This is a genomic window from Bifidobacterium sp. C0047B3 (assembly GCF_056590535.1).
Window position 1 is genome coordinate 45898 of sequence record NZ_JBWPWH010000005.1, and the last position, 23953, is coordinate 69850.

20 protein-coding genes, 1 other RNA gene and 1 riboswitch are annotated in these 23953 nt (G+C 43.7%); of the genes, 18 read left to right on the forward strand and 3 right to left on the reverse strand.

Translation table 11 applies throughout. The annotated features are described in order from the left end of the window. The first annotated feature begins 2 nt into the window (after positions 1-2). A riboswitch (TPP riboswitch) is annotated at positions 3-105 on the forward strand. The 9 genes from thiO (at position 99) to AC1EKT_RS05710 (ending at position 9344) form a co-directional block, all read left to right on the forward strand. Continuing rightward, a complete protein-coding gene (gene thiO / locus AC1EKT_RS05670) occupies positions 99-1169 on the forward strand; it encodes a glycine oxidase ThiO (RefSeq protein ID WP_004104781.1) in 1071 nt (356 codons plus the stop codon). (Overlaps the previous riboswitch by 7 nt.) Before the next feature lie 123 nt (positions 1170-1292). Then, the gene (gene thiS / locus AC1EKT_RS05675) at positions 1293-1499 is read left to right on the forward strand and encodes a sulfur carrier protein ThiS (RefSeq protein ID WP_415687656.1); all 207 of its coding nucleotides are present in this window, start codon (positions 1293-1295) and stop codon (positions 1497-1499) included. 52 nt (positions 1500-1551) lie between these two features. Then, positions 1552-2364, forward strand: a complete 813-nt coding sequence (locus AC1EKT_RS05680) for a thiazole synthase (RefSeq protein ID WP_415687658.1) — start codon at positions 1552-1554, stop codon at positions 2362-2364. A gap of 35 nt (positions 2365-2399) precedes the next feature. Further along, the gene (locus AC1EKT_RS05685; RefSeq protein WP_481616189.1) at positions 2400-3131 is read left to right on the forward strand and encodes a HesA/MoeB/ThiF family protein; all 732 of its coding nucleotides are present in this window, start codon (positions 2400-2402) and stop codon (positions 3129-3131) included. 822 nt (positions 3132-3953) lie between these two features. After that, a complete protein-coding gene (gene dnaK / locus AC1EKT_RS05690; RefSeq protein WP_481616190.1) occupies positions 3954-5837 on the forward strand; it encodes a molecular chaperone DnaK in 1884 nt (627 codons plus the stop codon). Beyond that, positions 5837-6532, forward strand: a complete 696-nt coding sequence (gene grpE / locus AC1EKT_RS05695; RefSeq protein WP_481616191.1) for a nucleotide exchange factor GrpE — start codon at positions 5837-5839, stop codon at positions 6530-6532. Before dnaK ends, grpE begins: the two co-directional genes overlap by 1 nt. A 128-nt stretch (positions 6533-6660) precedes the next feature. Beyond that, on the forward strand, positions 6661-7713 hold the full coding sequence (locus AC1EKT_RS05700) for a DnaJ C-terminal domain-containing protein (protein ID WP_481616192.1): 1053 nt from the start codon (positions 6661-6663) through the stop codon (positions 7711-7713). 86 nt (positions 7714-7799) lie between these two features. Then, a complete protein-coding gene (locus tag AC1EKT_RS05705; protein WP_421784937.1) occupies positions 7800-8396 on the forward strand; it encodes a heat shock protein transcriptional repressor HspR in 597 nt (198 codons plus the stop codon). Positions 8397-8600: 204 nt separating this feature from the next. Beyond that, positions 8601-9344, forward strand: a complete 744-nt coding sequence (locus tag AC1EKT_RS05710) for an HAD family hydrolase (protein WP_391496052.1) — start codon at positions 8601-8603, stop codon at positions 9342-9344. Between the two features lie 116 nt (positions 9345-9460). On the opposite strand, the gene AC1EKT_RS05715 is transcribed toward AC1EKT_RS05710, so the two are convergent. Beyond that, on the reverse strand, positions 9461-11797 hold the full coding sequence (locus AC1EKT_RS05715) for a transglycosylase domain-containing protein (protein WP_481616193.1): 2337 nt from the start codon (positions 11795-11797) through the stop codon (positions 9461-9463). Between the two features lie 173 nt (positions 11798-11970). Between AC1EKT_RS05715 and AC1EKT_RS05720 the strand changes: the two genes are divergently transcribed. The 6 genes from AC1EKT_RS05720 (at position 11971) to AC1EKT_RS05745 (ending at position 19629) form a co-directional block, all read left to right on the forward strand. Further along, a complete protein-coding gene (locus AC1EKT_RS05720; RefSeq protein ID WP_119527554.1) occupies positions 11971-13113 on the forward strand; it encodes an inositol-3-phosphate synthase in 1143 nt (380 codons plus the stop codon). A 41-nt stretch (positions 13114-13154) separates the two neighbouring features. After that, an RNA gene (ffs, locus tag AC1EKT_RS05725) (signal recognition particle sRNA small type) lies at positions 13155-13251 on the forward strand. A 45-nt stretch (positions 13252-13296) separates the two neighbouring features. Further along, entirely contained in the window at positions 13297-14658 is a 1362-nt protein-coding gene (locus tag AC1EKT_RS05730) for a phosphatase PAP2 family protein (RefSeq protein ID WP_481616194.1), read from the forward strand. A gap of 130 nt (positions 14659-14788) precedes the next feature. Continuing rightward, positions 14789-17644 (forward strand): type I DNA topoisomerase, encoded by a 2856-nt coding sequence (gene topA, locus AC1EKT_RS05735; RefSeq protein WP_481616195.1) that lies wholly within the window; start codon positions 14789-14791, stop codon positions 17642-17644. A gap of 47 nt (positions 17645-17691) precedes the next feature. Further along, positions 17692-18396: a dTMP kinase gene (tmk, locus tag AC1EKT_RS05740; RefSeq protein WP_481616196.1), complete on the forward strand. Its 705-nt coding sequence runs from the start codon at positions 17692-17694 to the stop codon at positions 18394-18396. 54 nt (positions 18397-18450) lie between these two features. Next, the gene (locus tag AC1EKT_RS05745; protein WP_481616197.1) at positions 18451-19629 is read left to right on the forward strand and encodes a DNA polymerase III subunit delta'; all 1179 of its coding nucleotides are present in this window, start codon (positions 18451-18453) and stop codon (positions 19627-19629) included. 12 nt (positions 19630-19641) lie between these two features. Here AC1EKT_RS05745 and AC1EKT_RS05750 read toward each other — a convergent pair whose 3' ends face one another. After that, positions 19642-20721 (reverse strand): LacI family DNA-binding transcriptional regulator, encoded by a 1080-nt coding sequence (locus AC1EKT_RS05750; RefSeq protein ID WP_004108041.1) that lies wholly within the window; start codon positions 20719-20721, stop codon positions 19642-19644. Positions 20722-20820: 99 nt separating this feature from the next. After that, positions 20821-21087 carry an HPr family phosphocarrier protein gene (locus AC1EKT_RS05755; RefSeq protein ID WP_004108039.1) on the reverse strand — a complete coding sequence of 89 codons (267 nt, stop codon included), beginning with the start codon at positions 21085-21087 and terminating at the stop codon, positions 20821-20823. A gap of 275 nt (positions 21088-21362) precedes the next feature. Between AC1EKT_RS05755 and ptsP the strand changes: the two genes are divergently transcribed. From ptsP to AC1EKT_RS05770, 3 genes are all read left to right on the forward strand, one after another. Then, a complete protein-coding gene (gene ptsP / locus AC1EKT_RS05760) occupies positions 21363-23021 on the forward strand; it encodes a phosphoenolpyruvate--protein phosphotransferase (protein ID WP_481616198.1) in 1659 nt (552 codons plus the stop codon). 104 nt (positions 23022-23125) lie between these two features. Next, positions 23126-23575: a PTS sugar transporter subunit IIA gene (locus AC1EKT_RS05765; protein WP_004108034.1), complete on the forward strand. Its 450-nt coding sequence runs from the start codon at positions 23126-23128 to the stop codon at positions 23573-23575. 63 nt (positions 23576-23638) lie between these two features. Continuing rightward, positions 23639-23908 (forward strand): PTS sugar transporter subunit IIB, encoded by a 270-nt coding sequence (locus AC1EKT_RS05770; protein ID WP_004104746.1) that lies wholly within the window; start codon positions 23639-23641, stop codon positions 23906-23908. Positions 23909-23953 lie beyond the last annotated feature (45 nt).

Here is a 23953-nt window from a genome sequence, read left to right on the forward strand (position 1 = left end):
AGAATTACATCCGCGGGAGCCTGTTCTATACAGGCTGAGAGGGCGAAAGCCGACCGTAAACCTGATGCGGGTAATGCCGCCGTAGGGAAGGAGTATATATGCGAAATATTCGTATTATTGGTGCAGGTATTATTGGTTTAGCAACAGCGTGGAGACTTACGGAAGCTGGCGTAAAAGTTAGCATAATTGATCCAGATCCAGTCTCTGGTGCTTCTCACCATGCTGCCGGCATGTTAGCTCCTACCGCAGAAATGCAATATCAGCAAGAAGCGTTGTATCCTCTTATGTTTGAGTCTGCAACTATGTATAAGGAATTGGTTGATTCGGTTGCAAAGTACACCGATAAGCCAACCGGCTACTTAGAGTGCGGCTCTTATGTAATCGGTGGTGACGCTGCAGATAACGAGCACGTAAACGAGTTGCTAAACTTGCAGCATCGTTACGGCCGTAGAGCTGAGCATATTTCTGTGAGTAAGCTTCGTGAGATTGAGCCTGCTCTTTCGCCAACTATTGCTGGCGCTGTAAGCGTGCCGGACGACCATCAAATCAATCCTCGTCTTTTCACTGCAGCAATGATTGATGCGCTCGAAAAGCGCGGTGTTGTTATTGAGCGTCGCGCAAGCACTCCGGATGATTTGGGTCCAGACACAGTTTTGGCATCCGGTTTGGGTGCTAAGGATATGCTTCCGCAGCTTAAGCTTCGCGCTGTGTGGGGCGATATGATTCGTATGACTATTCCAGAGCCTTTGCGCCCAATTTTGAGCTCTGTGGTTCGTGGATTTGTGCATGACCGCCCAGTTTATTTGGTGCCTCGCGCTAAGGAAACAGGCGAGCTTGTGCTCGGCGCTACTTCTCGTGAAGACGACCGCGATATTCCAAAGGTTGGCGGCGTACTCGACTTACTTCGCGATGCTGCAAGCGTGCTTCCTGGCATTCAGGAATGCTCGATTACTGAGGTTACCGCTGGCGGCCGCCCAGGAACTCCAGACGATTTGCCGTTCATTGGCATTGATCCTAAGACGCACACCACGATTTCCACTGGTTACTTCCGTCACGGCATTTTGCTCACCGCTTTGGGTTCTTCTTTGACTACAAAGCTTGTGCTTGAGCAAGAGTTGACTGAGAAGGAAAAGGGCTTCTTGGAGAGCTGCAATCCTGCTCGCTTCTAATTGCTAATTCCAGTGAATTCGCTAGATTCCGCTGTGAATTGTGTGAAGCGTTCAAATATAGACGTAAATGTGATGCAGAAAGTACTTTTAGTAATTCAGCTTTTAGTTAGTAAAGGTTAGATTATGCAAATCGTAGTCAATGGTGAAACTGTTGAAGTGCAAGACGGATTGACTGTTGCTCAGCTTATTGCGCAACGTTATGGATCGGATGCAGGACCCGGCATAGCGGTCGCAATTGGCGACGATGTGCTTTCTCGCACGCAATGGGAATCAGCCGTCATATGTGATGGGAATCAAATCGAGATTCTTAGTGCAGTTCAAGGCGGCTGATTTCAAATAATTTGAGTATAGTTTCAAAAAAAATTTAAATAAAAGGCTTAAAATGACAGAAAATAATACAGAAGAAAGTGCCGATACTTGGCAGCTTTGCGGTAAGACTTTGCATTCAAGGCTTTTGCTTGGCACTGGTGGCATGACAAGCATTGACATTATGGAGAAGTCACTTGTGGCTTCTGGTGCGGAAGTAGCAACGGTTGCTTTGCGTCGTCACGCAAAAACTGGCGTGGATATTTACGGCATGTTGCAGCGTCACAATATTAACGTTTTGCCAAATACTGCAGGCTGCAAAACTGCGCATGACGCCGTGCTTACAGCAAAAATGGCTCGCGAATCTCTTGGAACCGACTGGATTAAGCTCGAAGTGATTGCAGACGACGATACTTTGCTTCCAGATACTCGCGAAGTTTTGCTTGCTGCAGAAAAGCTTATTGAAGAAGGCTTTAGCGTTCTTTGCTACACGAATGACGACCCGATTGTGGCTCGTCGCTTGGTTTCTCTTGGTGTGAAGGCTGTTATGCCTGGTGGTGCTCCAATTGGAACTGGTCTTGGCATTTTGAATCCTCGAAACATTGAACTGATTGTTCAAGAATGCAAGGAAGCTGGCGTTCCTGTGATTTTGGATGCTGGTGTTGGCACTGCTTCCGACGTTGTTAAAGCTTTCGAAATCGGCTGCTCTGGTGTGCTTCTTGCAAGCGCTGTAACTCGCTGCCCAGACCCAGTGAAGATGGGTCGTGCAATGGCTGCTGCTGTAATCGCTGGAAAGCTTGCTCACGATGCTGGTCGTATTCCTAAGCGTGAACATGCTCTCGCTTCTTCGCCTGTTGAAGGTCGCGCTTGGGCTGATTCTGTACTGTAAATTTTGTACTGTAATTTTTCGGCATATTATTCAACATGACGATTAATAAAATTTACGACAACCTGCAGGAGCTTGAGGCGGAACGCACTAGCCGCCACTTGCTCCTGCCGGGCTTTACTAATGAGCATCAGCAGTTACTTCGCGATGCGAAAATCTGCATGGTTGGCGCGGGCGGACTTGGCTCACCGTGCTTGCTTTCACTTGCTGCTGCAGGAGTTGGCGAAATCACGATTTGTGACGACGACGTTGTTGAGCTTTCTAATTTGCAAAGGCAGACTTTATATACTGTCGATCAGTGTGGCAAATCTAAAGCGCAACTTGCAGCTAAGCGTCTGCAAGCGTTATCTCCGGGTTTAAAAATTAACCTTGTAGATAGATTTAATGAAGATAATGCAAAGCAGCTTGTAGAAAGTCACGACTTGATAATTGACGGTTGTGATAATTTTGCTACTCGCTTTTTGATTGCGGATGCTGCTTGGAGTGCTGGTACGCCGGAAGTTTATGGCTCGGTGCTTTATTATGAGGGTCAAGTAAGTGTTTTCGTGCCAGGAAAAGGTCCTGGTTTGCGTGACTTATATACTTGCCCGCCTCCTAAAGAAAAAGTGCCAAAATCGGCCGTGTTGGGTGCGACTGCAGCTATTGTTGGCGCAATGATGGCAACTGAAGCAATCAAACTTATAACCGGTATTGGTACGCCGCTTATTGGTGTTTTGGCGCGTTACAACGCGCTTAATAATTCACTTCGCCACTTTAAATTTAGCGCGTGAAACTTGCGTAATTTCTCCTTATTTACATCTTGATTGCGCGTTATTCGGTCGCATGGATATTCGTGTGGTAGAGATTTGAGATTTTTTGCACTGAGCGCGGCGAACGTCAGAGCCGCAGGCTGCTGATTCGCCAAGCGAAGAAGAAAAATCGAAAAATCTCTGCGATAGACACGGTTATTAACGAATTATCACGCAGAGTTTGGGGGATTTCTTTACGAGCAATAAAAGAGGACTGCGCATTGACTTGCCGGAGCGCTTAAAGCGTAGCGCGCGAAGGCACTTCAATGCGGAAACTCGCTAAAGTTGGAAGTCCAGTGGACTTCCAACGCGAGTTTCGTAAGCGAGCGTAATAAAACGCGAGCTTATCGTTAAAAAAGTTTAAGAATAAAGCGACGAAGGAACGCTCACGCGCAAAGCGCGTTCGCTACTGAGCTTGCGTTGAAAGCACACCGTGCTTTCAACTTGAGCAAGCTCACGCTCCGAGTTGCTTTCGCGCGCGCAATGCTGCGCGAAAGCAGATCGTCGCGCCCGCGAGGAGAGAAATCCCCCAAAACTCGCGCCACATCAAACAAAAACAGTAAATAAAACTATGCTTTTATTTAAAACTTGAGTCTGGTTGTATAAAGTTTTTTGTAATTTTTGGGAATAAAAGTTGACTTTTACAAGTTGAGTGTAGTAGGCTCAAGTTTTGGAAAGTAAAAAAAGCTGATGCTTTAGTTAGTTTCCAACAAGGAATCTAAATAAAGCTCAGCTCACGTAACTACAAAACTTGAAGGAAAGCGTAATTGCACAAAAGGTGCAATACCTAGTTAAGGAGAAATTATGGGACGCGCAGTAGGTATTGATTTGGGAACAACTAATTCTTGCATCGCTACTCTTGAAGGTGGTAGCCCAACCGTTATTGTGAACGCTGAAGGCGCACGTACCACACCATCCGTTGTGGCATTCAGCAAGTCTGGTGAAATCTTGGTTGGTGAAGTTGCTAAGCGTCAGGCTGTAACAAACGTTGATCGCACGATTAGCTCAGTAAAGCGTCATATGGGCACTGATTGGACTGTTGATATCGACGGCAAGAAGTGGACTCCACAAGAGATTTCTGCACAGGTTTTGATGAAGTTGAAGCGCGATGCTGAAGCTTACTTGGGCGAGCCGGTAACCGATGCCGTTATTACATGCCCAGCTTACTTCAACGATGCTCAGCGTCAGGCAACTAAGGATGCTGGCAAGATTGCAGGCTTGAACGTGCTTCGTATTATTAACGAGCCAACTGCTGCAGCTTTGGCTTACGGCCTCGAAAAAGGCAAGGAAGACGAGCGCATTTTGGTATTCGACTTGGGTGGCGGTACTTTCGATGTGTCCTTGCTTGAAATTGGTAAGGATGACGACGGATTCTCCACAATTCAGGTGCAAGCAACTAACGGCGATAACCACTTGGGTGGCGACGATTGGGATCAGAAGATTATCGACTGGCTCGTTGGCGAAGTTAAGAACAAGTATGGCGTTGATTTGAGCAAGGATAAGATTGCTTTGCAGCGCTTGAAGGAAGCTGCTGAGCAGGCAAAGAAGGAACTTAGCTCTTCTACTTCCACCTCAATTTCTATGCAGTACTTGGCAATGACTCCTGACGGCACTCCAGTGCATTTGGATGAGACTTTGACTCGTGCTCACTTTGAGGAAATGACTTCCGACTTGCTCGGTCGCTGCCGTACACCATTTAACAACGTGCTTTCTGACGCTGGAATTTCCGTAAGCCAGATCGATCACGTGGTTCTTGTTGGTGGCTCTACTCGTATGCCAGCTGTGAAGGATTTGGTAAAGGAACTTACAGGCGGTAAGGAAGCTAACCAGTCCGTGAACCCAGATGAAGTTGTTGCCGTTGGTGCAGCCGTGCAGTCGGGCGTTATTAAGGGAGACCGCAAAGACGTTCTGCTTATTGATGTAACTCCACTTTCCTTGGGTATTGAAACCAAGGGTGGAATTATGACAAAGCTTATCGATCGCAACACTGCAATTCCAACGAAGCGCTCGGAAGTATTCTCCACTGCTGAAGATAATCAGCCATCCGTGTTGATTCAGGTTTACCAGGGTGAACGTGAGTTTGCTCGCGATAACAAGCCTCTTGGTACTTTTGAGTTGACTGGTATTGCTCCAGCTCCTCGTGGCGTTCCTCAGATTGAAGTCACTTTCGATATTGATGCTAACGGCATTGTGCACGTTTCCGCTAAGGATAAGGGCACTGGCAAGGAACAGTCAATGACTATTACCGGTGGTTCTGGTTTGCCAAAGGACGAAATCGACCGCATGGTTAAGGAAGCTGAAGCTCACGAAGCTGAAGATAAGAAGCGTAAGGAAGAAGCTGAAGTTCGCAACCAAGCAGAAGCTTTTGCTTATCAGACTGAAAAGCTCGTGAACGACAATAAAGACAAGCTTTCCGACGAAATCTCCAAGGAAGTTACCGAAAAGGTTAATGCTTTGAAGGAAGCTTTGAAGGGCGATGACATTGAGAAGATTAAGTCTGCTCAAAGCGAGTTGATGACTTCTGCTCAGAAGATCGGTCAGCAGCTTTACGCTCAGCAGGGCGCTGCTGGTGCTCAGGGTGCTGCTGGTGCCGAGGCTGGCGCTCAGGCTGGCTCTGCAGCTAAGGATGATGATGTAGTTGACGCCGAAGTGGTGGACGACGACAAGGACGATAAGGACAACAAGTAATGTCCGACTTTAACGCCAACGAATATTTGCAAGATATGGAAGATGCTGACTCGCTGGATGTAAAAGCTACAGGTGATTCTGCGAAATCGTCTGCGCAATCTTCATCGAAAGCTACTGAAGATGCAAATACTGCAGAAACGAAAGCTGACGCGAAAGCTGATGCTAACGTTTCTGCGGATTCCGCAAATTCTGAGGATACAGCGAATTCCACTGAATCTTCAGAATCGAAAGACAGCCAAGACGCAGATAGTGGCAGTTTAACTCCCTTAGGTAAAGCTAAGAAAGAAGCCGCAGAGTACTTGGAAGCGTTACAGCGAGAGCGTGCTGAGTTTATAAACTTCAGAAATCGTTCTGCCAAAGAGCAGGATCGTTTCAGACAGCATGGAATTATTGACGTGCTGACAGCATTGCTTCCAGCATTGGATGATATTGACCGCATTCGCGAGCATAGCGAAATGGATGATTCATTCAAGGCTGTTGCAACTAAGATAGATAAGGCTTTTGAAAAGTTTGGTGTGGAAAAGTTTGGTGAAAAGGGCGAAGATTTTGACCCAACCAAGCATGATGCAATTTTGCACAGACCAGATCCAGACGCTACAAAAGAAACTGTTGATGCTGTAGTTGAAGCAGGATATCGAATAGGAGATCGCGTTATTCGCGCCGCTCGTGTGGTCGTTTCTTCACCACAGCAATGACTAACGAGAAACTCTTTCGTGACTTTATTGCATAACTTGCTCGTGCTGACTCATAAGAGTTGGCACGAGCAGCCTATATTTGGTCAAAAGCGAAATAGCCAATGTGCTTGTGAAGAAAGGAGGCACAAATGGCTGAAAATGAATGGTTAGCTAAGGATTTTTATAAGGTTCTCGGTGTCTCCAAAGACGCAGATGAGGCAACGATTACCAAAGCGTATCGCAAACTTGCTCGTAAATATCACCCTGATTTAAACAAAACAAAAGAAGCTGAAGAAAAATTTAAGGATGTTTCTGAAGCTTATGACGTATTAAAAGATAGTCAAACTCGCCAACGTTACGATGCTATCCGTCAATTTGGTGCTGGTGGTGCTCGTTTCGCTGGAGGAGCAGGTGGTGCTGGCGGTTTCGATGCGTCGAGCTTCTCGGACATTTTCTCCATGTTTAACGGCGGCTCTGGCATGGGTGGTATGGGCGGAAACGGTTCGCGCATTCGCTTTACATCCAACGGTGCTGGACCAAATATGAGCGACATTTTCTCAATGTTTGGTGGAGGTCAGCGCTCTCAGGATTCAGCAGGATTCCAAGGTACTAGTGGCTTTGGCGGTGAGAGATATTCTCAACCGCAGGAAGCTGACGTGCCTGAAGTTGGCGAAGATATAACAACCGATATAAAGCTCACATTTAAGCAAGCTTTTAAAGGCGCTACAGTATCGTTACGCGCGGCTGGTAAAACTTTTAAAACGCATATTCCAGCTGGTGTAAAAACCGGACAGAAAATTCGTTTGAAAGGAAAAGGTAAGCCAGGCAAGTTCGGTGGTGCTGCAGGTGACTTGTACTTGCATGTTCAAGTAGAAGCATCAGATAAATTTACTTTGCGAGGCGACGATTTGATTTCTACATTGCCGCTAACGTTAAGTGAAGCAGTGCATGGTGCAAAAGTTAGTGTAAACGACGTAGACGGTAATCCTGTTACTTTCAAAGTTCCAGCTTGTGTTTCAAGCGGCGATGAAGTTCGTATAGAAGGTGCTGGAGTGCCAGGAAAGAATGGCGATTTTGTTGGCGTTGTGCAAATTCATTTGCCAAAGCGTTCAAGCATGTCTCTTAGACGCGTTGCAAAAGAATTTGATAAAACTGCTGGCGAAACTTATGCTGAAGAAATTAAAAAATTAAGACAAAACTAAGTTAACAATAATTTAGTAGGTTAAACACTGTTGAATTGTTTGTAACAGTGCTTTAAACATACTAAAAGGGCAAAGGAAGGCGTGCTATGACACCAATAACGCGTGAAACTAAAGCACTGTATGAAATGTGTGCAGTTGCTTTAGTGCGTGGTACTGCAACGCTTGACGGGGCAGATGAAGTAGGATTTGTTCTTGATTTGCCAATATTTACCGTAAGCCACGTGGCACGCCTAACCAATACGCATCCGCAAACTTTACGACAGTATGATCGGCTTCATTTAATAATGCCGCATAGAACTGAAGGTGGCGCTCGCCGCTATTCTTTGCGAGATATAGACAGGATTGTGCAAACTCAGCATTTAAGCCAAAATGAAGGCATTAATCTTGCTGGCATCATGCAAATACTTGATTTGCAAGAAGAAAATCGACAGCTTAAAAGGCAAGTGAGGCATTTGCTAGATTCTGCAGAGTCTTCAGAGCGTAACATTTTTGCTGCAAATGCAGATGGTGACATTGTGGAAATGCAGCGTTCTCGCAATGCGCGTCGCTGGAGGCGAGATATTCTTACAGAGAGACGAGCACTACCTTCGTCGTATTCTTCGGAAAGTTATAACAATAATTATAAAAATCAAAAGTCTTCGGATGAAAAATCTGTGGTGTTGTGGAGAGCGTGGAGCATATAGTAACGTAGGCATGGCTACTTATTGTGCTTAAGTGAGAATTAGCGAGAATTAGCGAGAAGAATTAGTTAGTGAGAATTAGTGAGAAGAATTAGTTAGCGAGAATTAGCGAGAAGAATTAATAGTGCGAAAAGTAATGCAGAATTAGTGCGAAAAAATATGCACTATAAAAGCTAAAGCAAATATATGCAATATGAAGGATTGTGAATGGCTGAACAGACGACGAATGTGTGTGCAAATACTCTTAACTCTAGTGAAGAAAAACATGTGTTGCGTGCAGTTTTTTGGGATATGGATGGCACTCTTATAGATTCAGAGCCGTATTGGCATGAGTCGGAATTTTATTTAGTAAAAAAATACGGTGGATATTGGGATGAAGATTTAGCTTGGGAATGCTCTGGCGGATCTCTTGACACTGTTGCCAATAAGATGATTCCAAGTGGCACAAAACTTACAGTAGAAGAAATTGGCAAAGGCATGGTTGATTACGTTGCTGCTCGTGAAGCTGAATCCGTGCCTTGGGTCCCAGGAGTTTTAGACGTGCTTAAAAGTCTTACGGATGCTGGCATTCCTTCAATTTTGGTTAGCAATTCGCCGCGTTGTTTGGTTGAAAATATTGTGAATCATGCTCCAGAAGGTGCTTTCGCTGGGTACGTGTGTGGAGATGATGGATTTAAGCCGAAGCCTAGTGCTGAGCCTTATCTTGCTGCAGGGAAAATGGTTGGCATTGAGGGCACGGATGAGGAAGTTGCAAAGCAGATGGCTAATTGCATTGCCATAGAAGATTCTCTATCTGGTCTTACTGCTGCAATTAATTCCGGAGCAACTGTAATTGCGCAAACAGGTTTTTCGCGCGCAAACATATCTGAAAGCAAGCATCATGCAGAACTTAACGGTTATGAAAATATTACTGCTAAAATGCTTGAGAACATTGTTTTGAGCCGAAACTAATTAATAAGCTATCAAAACTAATTAACAAACTATTTAGCTATTTACTTAGCTAGCTATTCACATATCTGTTTGTAAATTAGCTACAGTTTTGTTTATAAATAGCTACAGTTAATTTACTAGTTTCCTCCAGTTGTGTCATAGTTATTGTCGTAACTATGACCGCCAGAATTATTGTCGTAGCTGCCAACGCCGCCCGATGATGAATCGTCATGACCATACAGCTGGCTATCAAGGTCTAAAGTTTTATCTTTGTCTTTGCCTTTGTCCTTGTCCTTATCTTTGTCCTTGTTTTTATCTTTATCTTCATCCTCGGTTTTTGCATGTGTGAATGCGCGTTGTTCGCCTAATCCCCATTTTCCATCAGGTCCGCCAATTTTGCCTGTGTCTTTTGCTTCAGGGAATTTAGTATTCGGGGTTCCTATCACCGCTTGGCGCATGTATCTTGTAAACATGTGCACAGGGTAGTCGCTTCCTCCAAGATATCCGTGGAACGGTTTAATTACTTGTGGGCTACCTTTTGCATCTGGATTCCATATGGCAAATGCTGTAACAATATTTGGCGTAAATCCTACAAAGCTACCAGCAGTTTCGTCGTTTGCTGTTCCAGACTTTCCTGCGATTTCTCTACCTACAGAGCGAGCTTCGGTTGCTGTACCATGTTGCACTACGCCAATCATTGCTTTTGTAGCTAGAGCGGCATCGGCTGGTGAGAATACTTGCTTTCCAGCTGTTGGTGCGCGGTAGAACTCTTTACCGTCAGGATTTTTTACGCTGGCAACAATATGCAAATCTGGGCGTCTTCCTTGGTTTGCAAATGTTGCATATGCGCGCGCGATTTCGCTTACATGAACAGAATCATTTCCAAGAACAGTAAACGGATTATCACCATTGACGCGTTCAGGGTTTAAACCTGCCATAACTGCAGTATTAGCAACTTTCTTAGCACCAAGCTTACTTTGCAAATCCATATACACTGTGTTCACAGAATTTGCAGTTGCACTATATAAGTTAATTGTGCCGTAGCTCATGTTTGCAAAGTTTCCAACAGGTTTATCGATACCATCAAACTTGCGTGGAGAATTGCCATTGAACATCGTATCCAAGCTAGTGCCAGCCTGAATTGCTCCCATAAGCGCAAAAGGCTTCATAGTAGAGCCCGGCTCGTAAAGCGCTTGTGTAGCGTTATTAAGCTGTTTCTTTAGATAATCGTCTCCTGCGTAAACGGAAATGATTGAACCATCTTTTGCGTTTATTGAAATTCCGCCAACTTGCAGTCCTTCTGGCACAATTCCTCGTCCATCTTGAGAAGGACTTGCAACTTTGAACATTAAATCTTGCTTAGCTTTATCGATAGTAGTAATAATGCGATATCCGCCGCTGTCAAGATCTTCCTGCGTAAAAGCACCATTCCTAGTTAACTCATCGCGAACCATATGCAATAAGTAACCTTGTTGACCTGCGTAAATGTTTTGAGTCGTCTGAGTAATAGTTTTAGGCATTTTTGCTTGCGCTGCTTGAGAAGCTGTAATGTAGCCATCTTCTTTCATAATGCGTAACACGCGCTTAAAACGAATGCCTGCTTCTTTTGGACCAATTGCAGGATCCCAGCTACTTGGTGCTGGAATAATACCTGCTAAAAGTGCAGCTTGCGAAAGTGACAAATCTTTTGCTTCTATACCGAAATATGCTTTAGCTGCGGCTTGAATTCCGTATGCTCCTCTACCCAAGTAAATAGTATTCATATAATTGCAAAGTACTGTATCTTTATCTTGAGTTTGCGCAATTTTCAAAGCTAAAATAGCTTCTTTTAGCTTTCCAAAATAAGTTTTTGTTTCACCGAGATAATATCTTTCCGCATATTGTTGCGTAATAGTTGAGCCGCCCCAACGCCCGTGCTTTGTGACGTTATGAAGTAGTGCGCGTCCAATTCCTTTAAAATCTATTCCGCCATCGTGGTAGAAGGAACGATTTTCTGAAGCAACTATTGCTTTACCAACATATTTAGGAAGTACTGAACAATTGATAATTTCGCGATTTTGCTCAGCAAAAGAACCTAATTCAGTTTTGCCATCTGAATAATATACTTTCGTCTTATCTGCCATAGCAACTTTGTCTGGTGCCGGTATGTCTGTAGTTGCATACAGATAAGCAAAAGCAATTGCGCCTAACAAAATTGGCACAAAAATAACGATAAGTGCCCAAAAAATAATAGGATGTCTGCCTCGCCAAGTTCTACGACGCCTTCTGCGTGTTGCTGCGCGAGAACGTTCGAATCTCGAATTACGGCTGCTTTTGTTTGATTCAAAAGAATACGAATTTGGACGATATGATTCTTGTCCTCGTGGTGGGACAGGTGAAGGCATATTCGTATTTTTTTGTGATTGTGACGATATGCTTCGAGTAGCTTTCTCATGCGAAGTAGACGCTCGTCTTCCATCTTTACGTGCAACCATACATTCCACCGTAGCGTCCGGTGTTGAATTTTTCTACAAAACAGCATGTTTTTTGTTTAGAAAAGATTAAAAATATTTAATATTAGTACATATTTGTTAAAGCAATAGTATTATGAAATGTGTATGGTGCGGCATAATGTAATGTCGCTTATTTTGCAGGGCAAGGAGTCTATATGAGCATCCGCGTTGCCATTGCCGGTGTCGGCAATTGTGCTTCGTCGCTGGTTCAGGGCGTTGAATATTACAAAAACGCTGATGACGGTGAGAAAATTCCAGGGTTGATGCACGCTGTATTTGGTCAGTATCGTGTGCGCGATATTGAGTTTGTTGCGGCGTTTGATGTTGATTCTCTAAAGGTTGGGCATGATTTAAGTGAAGCAATTGGCGCTTCACAAAACAATACAATTCGTTTTGCTGATGTACCAAATTTGGGTGTAGAAGTATTGCGTGGCCCAACTTATGACGGTCTCGGTGATTATTACCGTGAAATGATTGATGAGTCCGAAGCTGAACCTGTTGACGTTGCTCAAGTTTTGCGAGATAAGCACGTGGATGTGCTTGTTTCTTATCTTCCAGTAGGATCTGAGCAAGCCGATAAAGCTTATGCAACTGCTGCGATGGAAGCTGGATGCGCATTTGTAAACTGCTTGCCAGTCTTTATTGCTTCTGACCCTGAGTGGGCGCAAAAGTTCCGTGATGCTGGAGTTCCTATTATTGGCGATGACATTAAAAGTCAGGTAGGTGCGACTATTACTCACCGCGTTATGGCTAGACTTTTTGAGGATCGTGGTGTGCGCTTGGATCGCACGTATCAGCTGAATGTTGGCGGAAACATGGACTTTATGAACATGCTTCAGCGTTCAAGACTTGAGTCTAAAAAGATTTCTAAGACTCGTGCCGTAACTTCAATCGTGCCTCATGAAATGGATGAGCATAATGTTCATATTGGGCCTTCGGATTACGTAGCTTGGTTGGACGATCGCAAGTTTGCTTTCGTACGTTTGGAAGGTACTACTTTTGGTGATGTTCCTTTGAATTTGGAGTACAAGCTTGAGGTTTGGGATTCTCCAAATTCCGCAGGTATTGTAATCGATGCTGTTCGTGCTGCAAAGATTGCTTTGGATCGTAAGCTTTCTGGCCCAATTTTGGCGCCAAGCTCGTACTTTATGAAGTCTCCTGCAGTTCAGCATGAAGATAGCGAAGCTCGCCAATTAGTTGAACGCTATATTGCTGGTGATGTTGAAGCTAACGAGTCTCAGCTTGATGAAGATACTGAATTTGCAAAAGAACATGGCAAGAGCGTGTGGCGCGCATAATTTATTACTACTCGACATGTAGCGAAAATCGTGTAATATAGATAAAGCCTCCGTGTGGCACTAAGTCACCCAATCCCCCCAGGGCAGAAATGCAGCAAGGGTAAGTGGCCTCTGGTGGGTGCGCGGAGGTTTTATTATATGTAAAACTAGCGCGGTTGCAAATACTGTCGTAAAGTCTAAAGTATGAGTGAAGAATTTGCAGAAATTCAATCAAATAGCATTGACAATCAGCATGATGATTCTGCTGAGAAAAATGATGCGCTGTCAGTAGGCGAAACTTCGCAAGATATTAATCGCAACAATGAAGGTAATGCCTATTCGCATCCTTTGGATTCGATTAATACTATTACGCCATTTTCTCCAATCTCATCTGAGGATAATGACGAAAAAATATCGCCTTTATTCCCAGAAAATAATGAAGAAAAATCTTCTAAACAGTCTGCGAAACAGTCTGTGAAACAAACTAAACGTCAATCTGATTTGTCTGATTTGTCTGATCTTTCTGGCTCGTCTGATTTGTTTAATTTGTCTGGTTTGCAAGGCTCGTCCGATTTGTCGTATTCGACTAATCAGTTATCTTCTAAAGATTCTCAATCAGATGCAGATGATATTGATCAGCTTGATCCACTCGTAAAGCGTCCTCGAATATCTACCATATTGTGGTGTGTTGCTATTGCAATTGTTTTCTTGGCTTCTGCTGCGTTCATATGGTTTATTAGTGTGCAAACAGTACTTGGTCAAAGCTATGAGGAAATGGTAATTGATGGATTTGGTTCTCATGGTATGCCATCTTGGCTTGCATTTTGCTTGCGACCTATAAGCGTTTCTATGGTTGTTATAGTTGCTGGCATAATAATTGCTCTTGTTTCACTCATAGTAGTTTGTATTCGTAAGCGTTGGTGGCTTCTTGGTCAATGCGCTGGAATTATTATTCTTTCGGCTGCTGCTGAACCATTGAAAAAAATTCTTCCTCGCCCAATGCTTATAAGTATTGAATATTTGGCTGCAAATTCAGCACCTTCAGGTCATACATTACTTATTACTGCATCATGTGCGTTGCTTATTTGTGCAGTTTCGCGTGTTTGGCGCGCGTGGGCGTCAGTAGCTGCAGCTTTTATAAGTGTTCTTGTGGAACTTTCTTTGGTTGCGGCGCATTGGCATAGAGTTTCTGACGTTCTTATGTCATTGCTTATCGTTGGTGCTGTAACGCTTATTATGCTCGCTTGCACGCGCAGTAGTGGAATGGATATGCCAGCTTATCGACGTTCCTCAATCAGCGTTCAAATTGTAGGAAGCTCTATGATTACGATTGGTGTGTTGGCGTGTTTGTATGCAACTTATTTAATATGGCAAATTCTTCCTGGTGTTGATATTTTTGCTCAATGGGCTGCAAGCACATCTTATGTAGCAACTTATTGGCTGATTATAGGTGTGTCTTTGCTTGTTTTTGGCGTAATTATGGTAATGCGTCACTCTACAGCTTCGCCGTTGAGTAGGCTTGGATTAGTAGGCGCTCCGCCGACGCCTCCATCTGCTTCTAAGTAATATTGTCTACTCTATCTGCTTTTATCCACCGAGGTGGAATGTAATAGACGTATAACTTAAGTTGCGATACAGTTAGCGTGAAACATATAGTTCGGATTATATGTTCGATTGTGTTAGGAAAGGAGCGAATATGGCAGCACAGAATAAGCTAGTCATTGTGGAGTCTCCCACGAAAGCGCGAAAAATTGGCGGGTATTTAGGCAATGGTTACACCGTCATGGCTTCAGTTGGGCATATTCGCGATCTCGCTCAGCCAAGCCAAGTTCCAGCCTCACGCAAAGCGGCGTTTGGCAAGTTTGGTGTAGATGTCGATCATGGTTTTGCGCCATATTACGTAGTTGGCTCAGATAAAAAGAAAACTGTTTCCGATTTAAAGTCTGCGCTCGCAAAAGCTGACGAATTATATCTGGCAACTGATGAGGATCGCGAAGGTGAAGCTATTGCGTGGCATTTGGTAGAAGCGTTGAAGCCAACTGTGCCAGTAAAGCGTATGGTGTTTCATGAGATTACTAAGGATGCAATTCAAGCCTCGCTTAGTAATACTCGAAATGTTGACGACAATATGGTTGACGCGCAAGAAACTCGTCGTGTGTTAGACCGTTTGTATGGATATGAGCTTTCTCCTGTTTTGTGGAGGAAAGTTGGTCCTGGTCTTTCTGCTGGACGCGTGCAGTCTGTTGCTACTAGGCTTATTGTTGAGCGCGAACGCGAGCGTATGGCGTTTACTAAGGCGTCTTACTGGGATATTAGCGCGGTTTTAAGTTCTAAAGGCTCAGATGGTGAAAGTGTTGATTTTGAAGCGCGCATGAGCGAGCTTTCTGGTCGTCGTCTGGCTGGTTCTAAAGATTTCAATTCAAAAGGTGAGTTGGTTTCTACAAAAGATGAATCACAAAAAGCTTTGCATGTTGATGCTGATTTTGCATCTAAGCTTTCTAAAGCTCTTGAAAATTCAGATTTTGTAGTTGACTCTATGGAAAAGAAGCCGTATCGTCGCCGTCCTTTGCCGCCTTTTACTACATCAACTTTGCAGCAAACTGCTGGAAACCGACTTTCAATGAGCTCTCGCCAAACTATGCGAGCTGCGCAATCTTTATACGAAAACGGCTATATCACTTACATGCGTACGGATTCCGTAACGCTTTCCAAAGAAGCTATCGAAGCTGCGCGTAGTGCCGCTCGTGCAGCGTTTGGCGACGAGTATGTTTCGCAATCTCCTAAGCAGTACGCAACGACGTCTGCAGGAGCGCAGGAAGCTCACGAATGTATTCGTCCTGCTGGAGCGCGTTTCTTAAGCCCGGATGAGCTTGCGGATAAATTACCTGCGGATCAGCTGAAATTGTATACGCTTATTTGGCAACGAACCCTTGCGTCACAAATGGCTGATGCTACAGGTTTTACTGCAACTGTTAAGTTAAATGCTTCTGCTGGAGAATATGGTGAAGCTTTGTTCCAAGCTTCTGGAACAGTAATTACTTTTGCTGGTTTTATGAAGGTTTTTGGCAATGCGCATGCAACTGAAGGTGAAAGCGATAAGGCGCTTCCTCAAATGCAAGCTGGGGATGTTCTTGAAGCTAAAAGTGTTAGTGCGGATTCTCACGAAACTCAGCCTCCTGCAAGATATACCGAAGCTTCTTTAGTTAAAACGCTGGAAGCTAAGGAAATCGGTCGCCCTTCTACTTACGCAACTATTATTTCCACGATTATCGATCGCGGATACGTGTATGAGCGTGGACGTGCGTTAATTCCTTCTTGGCTTGCTTTTGCTGTAATTAAGCTTTTGGAAGCGAATTTCCCGAAGTATGTTGATTACGCGTTTACTGCTGATATGGAAAATGGTTTGGACAGAATTGCGCACGGTGAAGAAACCGGTCGCGATTGGTTAACTAGATTCTATTTCGGTTCTGGTGAGGGTGCTGCTAATTCAGCTGATGAAGCTCATATTGGTTTGCAACAGCAGGTTGCAGAGCTTGGTGAAATCGATGCGCGTGAAATAAATACCATAGACATTGGTGATGGTTTGCATGTGCGTATTGGACGCTATGGTCCTTACTTGGAAGACATTAAGAATCTTGATGCTGAAGGCAACCCTCGTCACGCTTCTTTGCCAGAAACTTTAGCTCCAGATGAGTTAACTGTTGATGCTGCTCGAGAATTGCTTGAGAATAATGCTGAAGGTCCACGTGTGCTTGGAGTAGATCCAGAAACAGGTGGGAACGTAGAAGTGCGCAACGGTCGTTTCGGTCCGTACGTTGCACTGGTAGAAGAGCAGGATAATGCGGAAGATTCTAAATCTTCTAAGGCTTCTAAGTCTGCTAAAGCTCGTCCAAAAATGGCTTCTTTGTTTAAAACCATGGACCCAGCGACTTTGACTTTACAAGAAGCGTTGCAACTTTTGAATTTGCCACGTTTGGTTGGCGAGTATGAAGAAGTTGATGCAGAAGGCGTTGTGAAACTAGCTCGTATCGAAGCAAATAATGGTCGTTATGGTCCATATTTAACTAAAACATATTCTGCTGTAGATACTTCTGCTGGAGAAACTGTGGAATCTAAGCCGGATACGCGATCTCTTTCTAGTGAAGATGCTATTTTTACTGTTACTTTGCAAGAAGCGAAAGATTTATTTGCGCAACCAAAGTACGGTAAGCGTACTCGTGGTGCCGCCAAGCCGCCTCTTCGTGAGCTTGGTGCAGATCCTGAAACTGGAAAGCCAGTAGTGATTAAGGATGGTTTCTACGGAGCTTATATCACTGATGGTGAAACGAATCGCACTTTGCCAAAGCAGTATACGCCTGAATCGATTGATCCGCAGGATGCGTTTGCACTTTTGGCGCAAAAGCGTGCCGCAGGTCCAGTAAAACGCAAAAAGCGTGCGACTAAGAGCACTGCAAAATCTTCTGAAAAGAAGTCTACTGCGAAAAAATCTACAGCAAAGAAAACTTCTACAAAGAAGACTACTGCGAAAAAATCTACCGCTAAAAAAGCATAGGAATGAAATCTAAAGATTAAATAAACCTTGCATATGGAGTCAAAAATATGGCATCTAAAAATGACGATTTTTCTGGTGGCTGCGCTTGCGGAGGAAACTGCGGCTGCAGAAGCGAGCAATCTTATGCAAATAAGGGCTTATTTATTTCTTTCGAGGGCATTGATGGTGTTGGCAAAACTACGCAAGTTGAGGCTCTTAAGGATTATTTGCAATCTTTGGGGCGAGAAGTTGTAGTGACGCGCGAGCCTGGTGGTACTGATCTTGGAAAGTCTTTGCGCGAAATACTGTTGCATGGCACGAGTGTATCTGCCAGAACAGAAGCCTTGCTTTTTGCTGCGGATCGTGCACAGCATGTTGCGCAAGTGATTCGCCCTGCACTTAGCCGTGGTGCAGTAGTAATAACGGATCGTTATATTGATTCTTCGCTTGCTTACCAAGCAGGCGGTCGCGAATTGACTATGGATGATGTGCGAACTTTAAGTGAGTGGGCGACGGATTCTCTGTGGCCTAATCGCACTTATTTGCTAGATATGCAACCGGAAGATGCTTTTAAACGTTTGCATCGCGAGCAAGATCGCATGGAATCAGCTGGAATGGATTTCGCACGTCGCACTAGAGAAGCATTTTTAGATTTAGCGCAGGAATCTGCAGATCGTTATCGCGTATTAGACGCAACGTTCTCAGCGAAATCATTATCTGAACTTATTGTGCAAGACGTACATAACTTAATTGAAGAAATTGAAACTAAATAAAGTAGCGAACTTTATAAAGTGAAGAAGTAAAGAAGCTATGCAGGGGGTGAAGCGATGAGTGTGTGGGATAGCGTTATTGGGCAAGAACAGGTAGTTTCTAGACTGCGAAAAATTGCTTGTGCGGATGCTAGCAAAATAGCGCAATCTTGGCTGATTTGCGGAGCTGCTGGCTTCGGTAGTGCGCAAGTTGCGCGCGCTTTCGCTGCAGCTCTCGAAAGTCCTGATCATGGAGAAGGCAGTGATGGAATTAGCGGCGAAGGTGAGCTTAGTAAAACTGCCAAAGAAGTTTTAGCAGGATCGCATCCTGATGTGCATACGCTTGCAACAAAAGGCGTAACTCTTAGTATTGACGATGTACGTGAGGCAATTGGGATTTCTGAGCAGATGCCTAGCACTGCTCCTTGGCGAATCATAATTATTGAAGATGTTGACAGAATGTTGGAACGTAGCACGAACGTTCTTCTTAAAGAGATTGAAGAGCCAAGCGAGCATACGATTTGGCTTTTATGCGCTTCAAGTGTTATGGATGTGCTTCCAACAATTCGTTCGCGTACACAACTTGTGCAATTAGCTACTCCAAATGAGCAGGCTATAGCAGAATATCTTATCAAAAAAACGGATGCGGACAATAAGCTAGCAAATCGTGCAGCTAGGCTTTCTCAAGGGAATATAGCAACTGCTTTTATTTACGCAAGCGATGAGCGTGCTTTAAGTAGGCGAGATGAGCTTGTTGCAGGATTGCTTCGTATGCATGATGCTGCAGACGCAATTATGCTTGCTGCAATGCTTATTGACGATGCAAAAGCACAAGCAGAAGATGAGGTTCAGCGAAATGTTGATGCTCAGCAGAAAGAATTTCGCAGGATTAACGGATTAGGCGATGAGGATCGCATTCCGCCCAAATTGCGCGCACTCTACAATGCAATTGGGAAAAAGGATGACGTAAAACGTAAAGTAACTCGTGTAAGCCGTGACGTGTTATGCCGTTCTCTTGATGCAATTGATAGTGTGTATAGAGATGTTTTAGTTATTATTAACGACGCGCAAAAGTCTTCGCCAATTATAAATCAGGAATACAAGTCTAGAATTGTCCAGTTGGCACAAAGTATGACAGCAAGTAGTGCCTTGGGTTGTGTTGACAGCATTTCTACTGCTCGTCGTCGGCTTTCGAGAAATGGTAACGCAACTCTTGTTTTTGAAGCGCTATTTTGCTCACTTTTGCAAAGTCAATAAAATACAAAAGTATCATATCCTCCACGGAAGTGACATATCGCTTGTGCCTATTCTTGGTGAATTTGTCGATTCGCGTCGCATGATTTCCGGTCTAAACTCCATATGTGCAGGTAACCAATGTTGCTCTGATTTGTTGACAGCGGTTAGGCGGATTGCTTCGCGTGCAATTTGCTGGTACGGAGGACGGATTGAAGAAAGCTTTGGTTCAGATATTTCTGCCTGTCTGCTATCTCCGTAACCTATTACGAGAACATCCTGCGGAACTTGCAAAGAAAGCTCATCTAAAGCTAGAAGTGCTCCAAGTGCGACAGCGTCATTTGCGCAAATAACAGCGTCTGGTTTGCGAGATTGCTTAGCAGTAGAATCAGAAAAAAGCCGCATTGTATCCTTGAATCCACGTTGATAAGTAAGTTCTCCAAAAGTTGTCCAATCTGGCTCAGAAAGTAAACTTAATCGGCTTGCAGCAGTCTGAAAATTGGCAAATAGGTTTGCGCTTTGTGTGGAGTCAACATTTCCACTTAAATAAGCAATATTATGGGCATCGTGATGCGAAAGATGTATTAAAGCAGCTTCCATCATTGATTCTTGATCCATGCCAACCCAATTGACGTGGAATGAAGTAGCAGTGCCACCAATTTGCACAATGGGAAGATTGTCAACGTAGTTTTCAAGTGTTTTTGTTAAATCACTATTGTTAGATGGCATGACAATAAGACTGTCAACATTATGACCGATAAGCTCTTCTATGCGTTCTTCTTGAGCTTCTGCGTCTTTTCCAGTTCCAACAAGAAGTATTTTATCTATTTCATGAGCTGCTTCATCCAATGCAGAAAGCATATTTACACTGAATGAATCATCTACGTTGCTTGTGCCTATTACTACGCCGATTGTATTAGTTGTGTCACTTCTTAATGCGCTTGCTGCATAATTTACTGAATAATTAAGCTGCTCTGCGGCTTTCCTTACGCGTTTTGCGATATCGTCATCTTTGGCTCGTCTACCAGAAAGTACACGAGATACTGTTGCAATTGAGACTTTTGCAAGAGCTGCTACATGAGTTATGGAGGCGTTTTGATTAGTTTGATTTGTCATATTTGCCCCCGAATAAGTGCGGTGCTGTAATTATTGGTAAACAGCACCGCAAATTGAATATTATTTATTTGTCAGTTTATGTACACTTATTTATTTATATTATTCGCCTTTCGTGACTACATCGACAAGATTGTTAGCTACATTTTCAGCGTCTTCACCATCAACGGTAATTGTGATTGAATCTCCTTTAGTAATACCCAATCCCATAATTGAAAGAATGCTATTCGCACTTACAGGGGTACCTTCGCCTTTCGCAATCGTTACAATGCAATTTGAGGACATCGCGGCTTGAGAAAATTCTGACGCTGGGCGAGCATGTATTCCAACTGGGTCTTCAATAGTAACAGTACGAGTTGCAATTGCCATTTTTTCTCCTTTGAATAATAATTAACAAATTCTGCTTTTATTTTTATTTTTCATATAAAAGCAAACCATATTTTTTCTTAAGGTTTTTTTTGTTTGCTATTTTCAACATTAAGTGTAGCATAATTAATTGAAAAATACAGAAAACGTTTTCACTTGTTGTAACAACGTTTTTAATGGTGTATAGTTTCATTAGTAAGAAACGTTTACCTACAAGAAATGCTTATGCGGCGTTGCGGCCGTAATAAAGTTTCTAAACCTAAAGGAGGGTTTTAAGTATGGTAATCACTGGTGTTGGCATTGGGCGCTCGATGGCATATGGTGAAGTATTGTGTATGGCACCTGCTTTGCATGAGCCAGAGGATTCTCCTCGTGCTGTTAGTGTGTTGGCTGAGGATGCAAAAAAGGCTGTTAAAAATGCTTTAAATGAAGTAAATAAAGACCTAAGCCATCGTGCAAGTGAGGCTCTTGAAGCAAAGGATGAGGGGACTCGAAAAGCAGCACCAATTATGCAAGCTCTTGCACAGATGGCCATCGATCCAGCGTTAATAAGTGCAATTGAATCTGGTATTGATAAGGGGAAAACAGCTGAACGTGCCACTTGGGAAGGGTTCGCACAATTTGAAGACATGTTGCGTAATCTTGGTGGTTACATGGCTGAGCGTGCAGGAGATTTGCATGATGTTGGCCAGCGTGTTATTGCATCTTTGATTGGTGTTGAAGCTCCTGGTGTGCCGGAAAGTGATTCGCCTTTTGTGCTGGTTGCTAGGGATCTTTCACCTGCTGATACAGCTTCACTTGATTTAAGCAAGGTTCAGGCAATTGTCACTCTTGATGGTGGTCCTACAAGTCACACTGCTATTCTTGCTCGTGCTCGTGGAATTGTTGCTGTTGTTGGAGCACACGATGCCTCTCAGCTGAAGAATCATCAAATTGTTGTAGTAGATGCCGTTAATGGTCATGTTATAAGCAGTCCTAGTGAAGAAGAGATCGCGCATGTTAAAGAGTCTCGTGAGCGTTTAAGCCGTGCTCGTGAATTGCGTGGATTGCCTGGAAGTACAAAAGATGGTCATTTGATTCCTCTTTTGGCAAATGTAGGAAAGCCCTCAGATGCCGTAACTGCTCATGAGTATGGAGCAGAAGGAGTAGGTCTATTTCGAACGGAATTTCTGTTTATTGGTAACGAGCAACCGCCTAGTATAGAAGAACAAACAGAATCTTATACAGAGTTACTATCTCAGTTTGAAGGCAAGAAAGTTGTTATTCGATTGCTTGATGCTGGAGCAGATAAACCGTTACCATTCTTGACTCCTGAAGATGAACCAAATCCTGCTCTCGGACTTCGAGGTTTGCGTACTCTAAGACAGCATATGGATGTTCTAGATGGTCAGCTGGAGGCATTATCTCGTGCTGATGCTGTGACGAATGCTGACTTATGGGTGATGGCTCCAATGGTTTCAGACGAACATGAAGCAGCATATTTTGTAAAACTTGGTAAATCTAAAGGTCTTAAAAAGGTTGGCATTATGGCAGAGGTGCCTTCTATTGCTCTTGTTGCCGAGGAGGTTGCTCAAGTCGCTGATTTTGTATCTATCGGAACGAATGATTTGACGCAATACACTCTTGCAGCAGATAGAACCCTTGGGTCTGTTTCTAATTATCAAACTGCTTGGCACCCTGCAGTGTTGCGCGCAATCAAAATGATTGCTGATGCTGGTAATTCACACGGCATGCCAGTCGGAGTGTGTGGAGAAGCTGCAGCAGATCCAGACTTAGCGGTTGTTCTCACAGGTCTCGGTGTTAACTCGCTTTCTATGACGCCAGTTGCCTTGGACGATGTTCGAGCAGAACTTGCTCAAACTACATTTGATGAAGCTAAAGCTAAAGCTCATGAGGCTTTAGCTGGAAAGTTCTACCACTCAATCATGCAAGAATAAGCCAAGGGAGTAATTCAAAATATGATTGTTACGAAAAACATTAAAAATTCGATTACCAATCAGAAATAATCAAGAATAATTAACATGCTTAGAAAAGAGAAAATATGAGTGCTGATATTGATGAGCTTCTCCCGGATTCTGCAGTAAACCTTGATATTGCAGCGAAAGATTGGCGTGATGCTATTTGTCTTGCGGGCAATGCTTTGAAGGAGTCTGGCTTTACTACTGATGAATATACGGATCAGATGATTGAGACAGTTGAAAAAATGGGTCCGTATATTGTTATTGCCCCAGGCTTGGCTTTGGCGCATTCGCGCCCGTCGGAAGCAGTGTTAAAAAGTGGTTTGAGCTGGATTCGTTTAAGTACGCCTGTTAAATTTGGTAACACTGCCAACGATCCGGTCTCTTTAGTAATTGGTCTTGCAGGTCACGATGAAAATGAGCATATTGGCGTTATGTCCGCGGTTGCTGCAGCTTTGTCTAATCCTGTGAAGACTAGAGAACTTGCGCAAGCAAAAAACGCTAAAGAAATTCGCGCAATTCTTAAAAGTTAAATACTAAAGAATTAGTTAATTTTGCAAAATTAAAAAAATACAACTCAACGAAAGAGGTTATCTATGAATATTCTATGTGTATGCGGAAACGGCATTGGCACGTCTGTACTTTTAAAAATCAATGTTGAGGCTGCGGCAGCAGACTTAGGTCTTGATGTTACAGTTACTACTTCCGATGCTGGAAGTGCAAAAGGTACTGCCAATATGAATGATCTTGTGCTCACTTCTCCTCAGCTTGCTCCAGAGCTTGAGGGCACTACCACTCCTGTAGAAACAATTGAAAATTTCATGGATGTTGAAGAGGTAAAGGGTGTGCTTGAGCGTTACGCATAAATTATGTGTAACAAATAAACGTTTGATTATGCTGATTACGTGCTT

Bases quoted from the DNA above. Each gene is read 5' to 3' on its own strand.
- thiO (WP_004104781.1), top strand. From the start codon at position 99: ATGCGAAATATTCGTATTATTGGTGCAGGTATTATTGGTTTAGCAACA.
- thiS (WP_415687656.1), top strand. From the start codon at position 1,293: ATGCAAATCGTAGTCAATGGTGAAACTGTTGAAGTGCAAGACGGATTG.
- AC1EKT_RS05680 (WP_415687658.1), top strand. From the start codon at position 1,552: ATGACAGAAAATAATACAGAAGAAAGTGCCGATACTTGGCAGCTTTGC.
- AC1EKT_RS05685 (WP_481616189.1), top strand. From the start codon at position 2,400: ATGACGATTAATAAAATTTACGACAACCTGCAGGAGCTTGAGGCGGAA.
- dnaK (WP_481616190.1), top strand. From the start codon at position 3,954: ATGGGACGCGCAGTAGGTATTGATTTGGGAACAACTAATTCTTGCATC.
- grpE (WP_481616191.1), top strand. From the start codon at position 5,837: ATGTCCGACTTTAACGCCAACGAATATTTGCAAGATATGGAAGATGCT.
- AC1EKT_RS05700 (WP_481616192.1), top strand. From the start codon at position 6,661: ATGGCTGAAAATGAATGGTTAGCTAAGGATTTTTATAAGGTTCTCGGT.
- AC1EKT_RS05705 (WP_421784937.1), top strand. From the start codon at position 7,800: ATGACACCAATAACGCGTGAAACTAAAGCACTGTATGAAATGTGTGCA.
- AC1EKT_RS05710 (WP_391496052.1), top strand. From the start codon at position 8,601: ATGGCTGAACAGACGACGAATGTGTGTGCAAATACTCTTAACTCTAGT.
- AC1EKT_RS05715 (WP_481616193.1), bottom strand. From the start codon at position 11,797: ATGGTTGCACGTAAAGATGGAAGACGAGCGTCTACTTCGCATGAGAAA.
- AC1EKT_RS05720 (WP_119527554.1), top strand. From the start codon at position 11,971: ATGAGCATCCGCGTTGCCATTGCCGGTGTCGGCAATTGTGCTTCGTCG.
- AC1EKT_RS05730 (WP_481616194.1), top strand. From the start codon at position 13,297: ATGAGTGAAGAATTTGCAGAAATTCAATCAAATAGCATTGACAATCAG.
- topA (WP_481616195.1), top strand. From the start codon at position 14,789: ATGGCAGCACAGAATAAGCTAGTCATTGTGGAGTCTCCCACGAAAGCG.
- tmk (WP_481616196.1), top strand. From the start codon at position 17,692: ATGGCATCTAAAAATGACGATTTTTCTGGTGGCTGCGCTTGCGGAGGA.
- AC1EKT_RS05745 (WP_481616197.1), top strand. From the start codon at position 18,451: ATGAGTGTGTGGGATAGCGTTATTGGGCAAGAACAGGTAGTTTCTAGA.
- AC1EKT_RS05750 (WP_004108041.1), bottom strand. From the start codon at position 20,721: ATGACAAATCAAACTAATCAAAACGCCTCCATAACTCATGTAGCAGCT.
- AC1EKT_RS05755 (WP_004108039.1), bottom strand. From the start codon at position 21,087: ATGGCAATTGCAACTCGTACTGTTACTATTGAAGACCCAGTTGGAATA.
- ptsP (WP_481616198.1), top strand. From the start codon at position 21,363: ATGGTAATCACTGGTGTTGGCATTGGGCGCTCGATGGCATATGGTGAA.
- AC1EKT_RS05765 (WP_004108034.1), top strand. From the start codon at position 23,126: ATGAGTGCTGATATTGATGAGCTTCTCCCGGATTCTGCAGTAAACCTT.
- AC1EKT_RS05770 (WP_004104746.1), top strand. From the start codon at position 23,639: ATGAATATTCTATGTGTATGCGGAAACGGCATTGGCACGTCTGTACTT.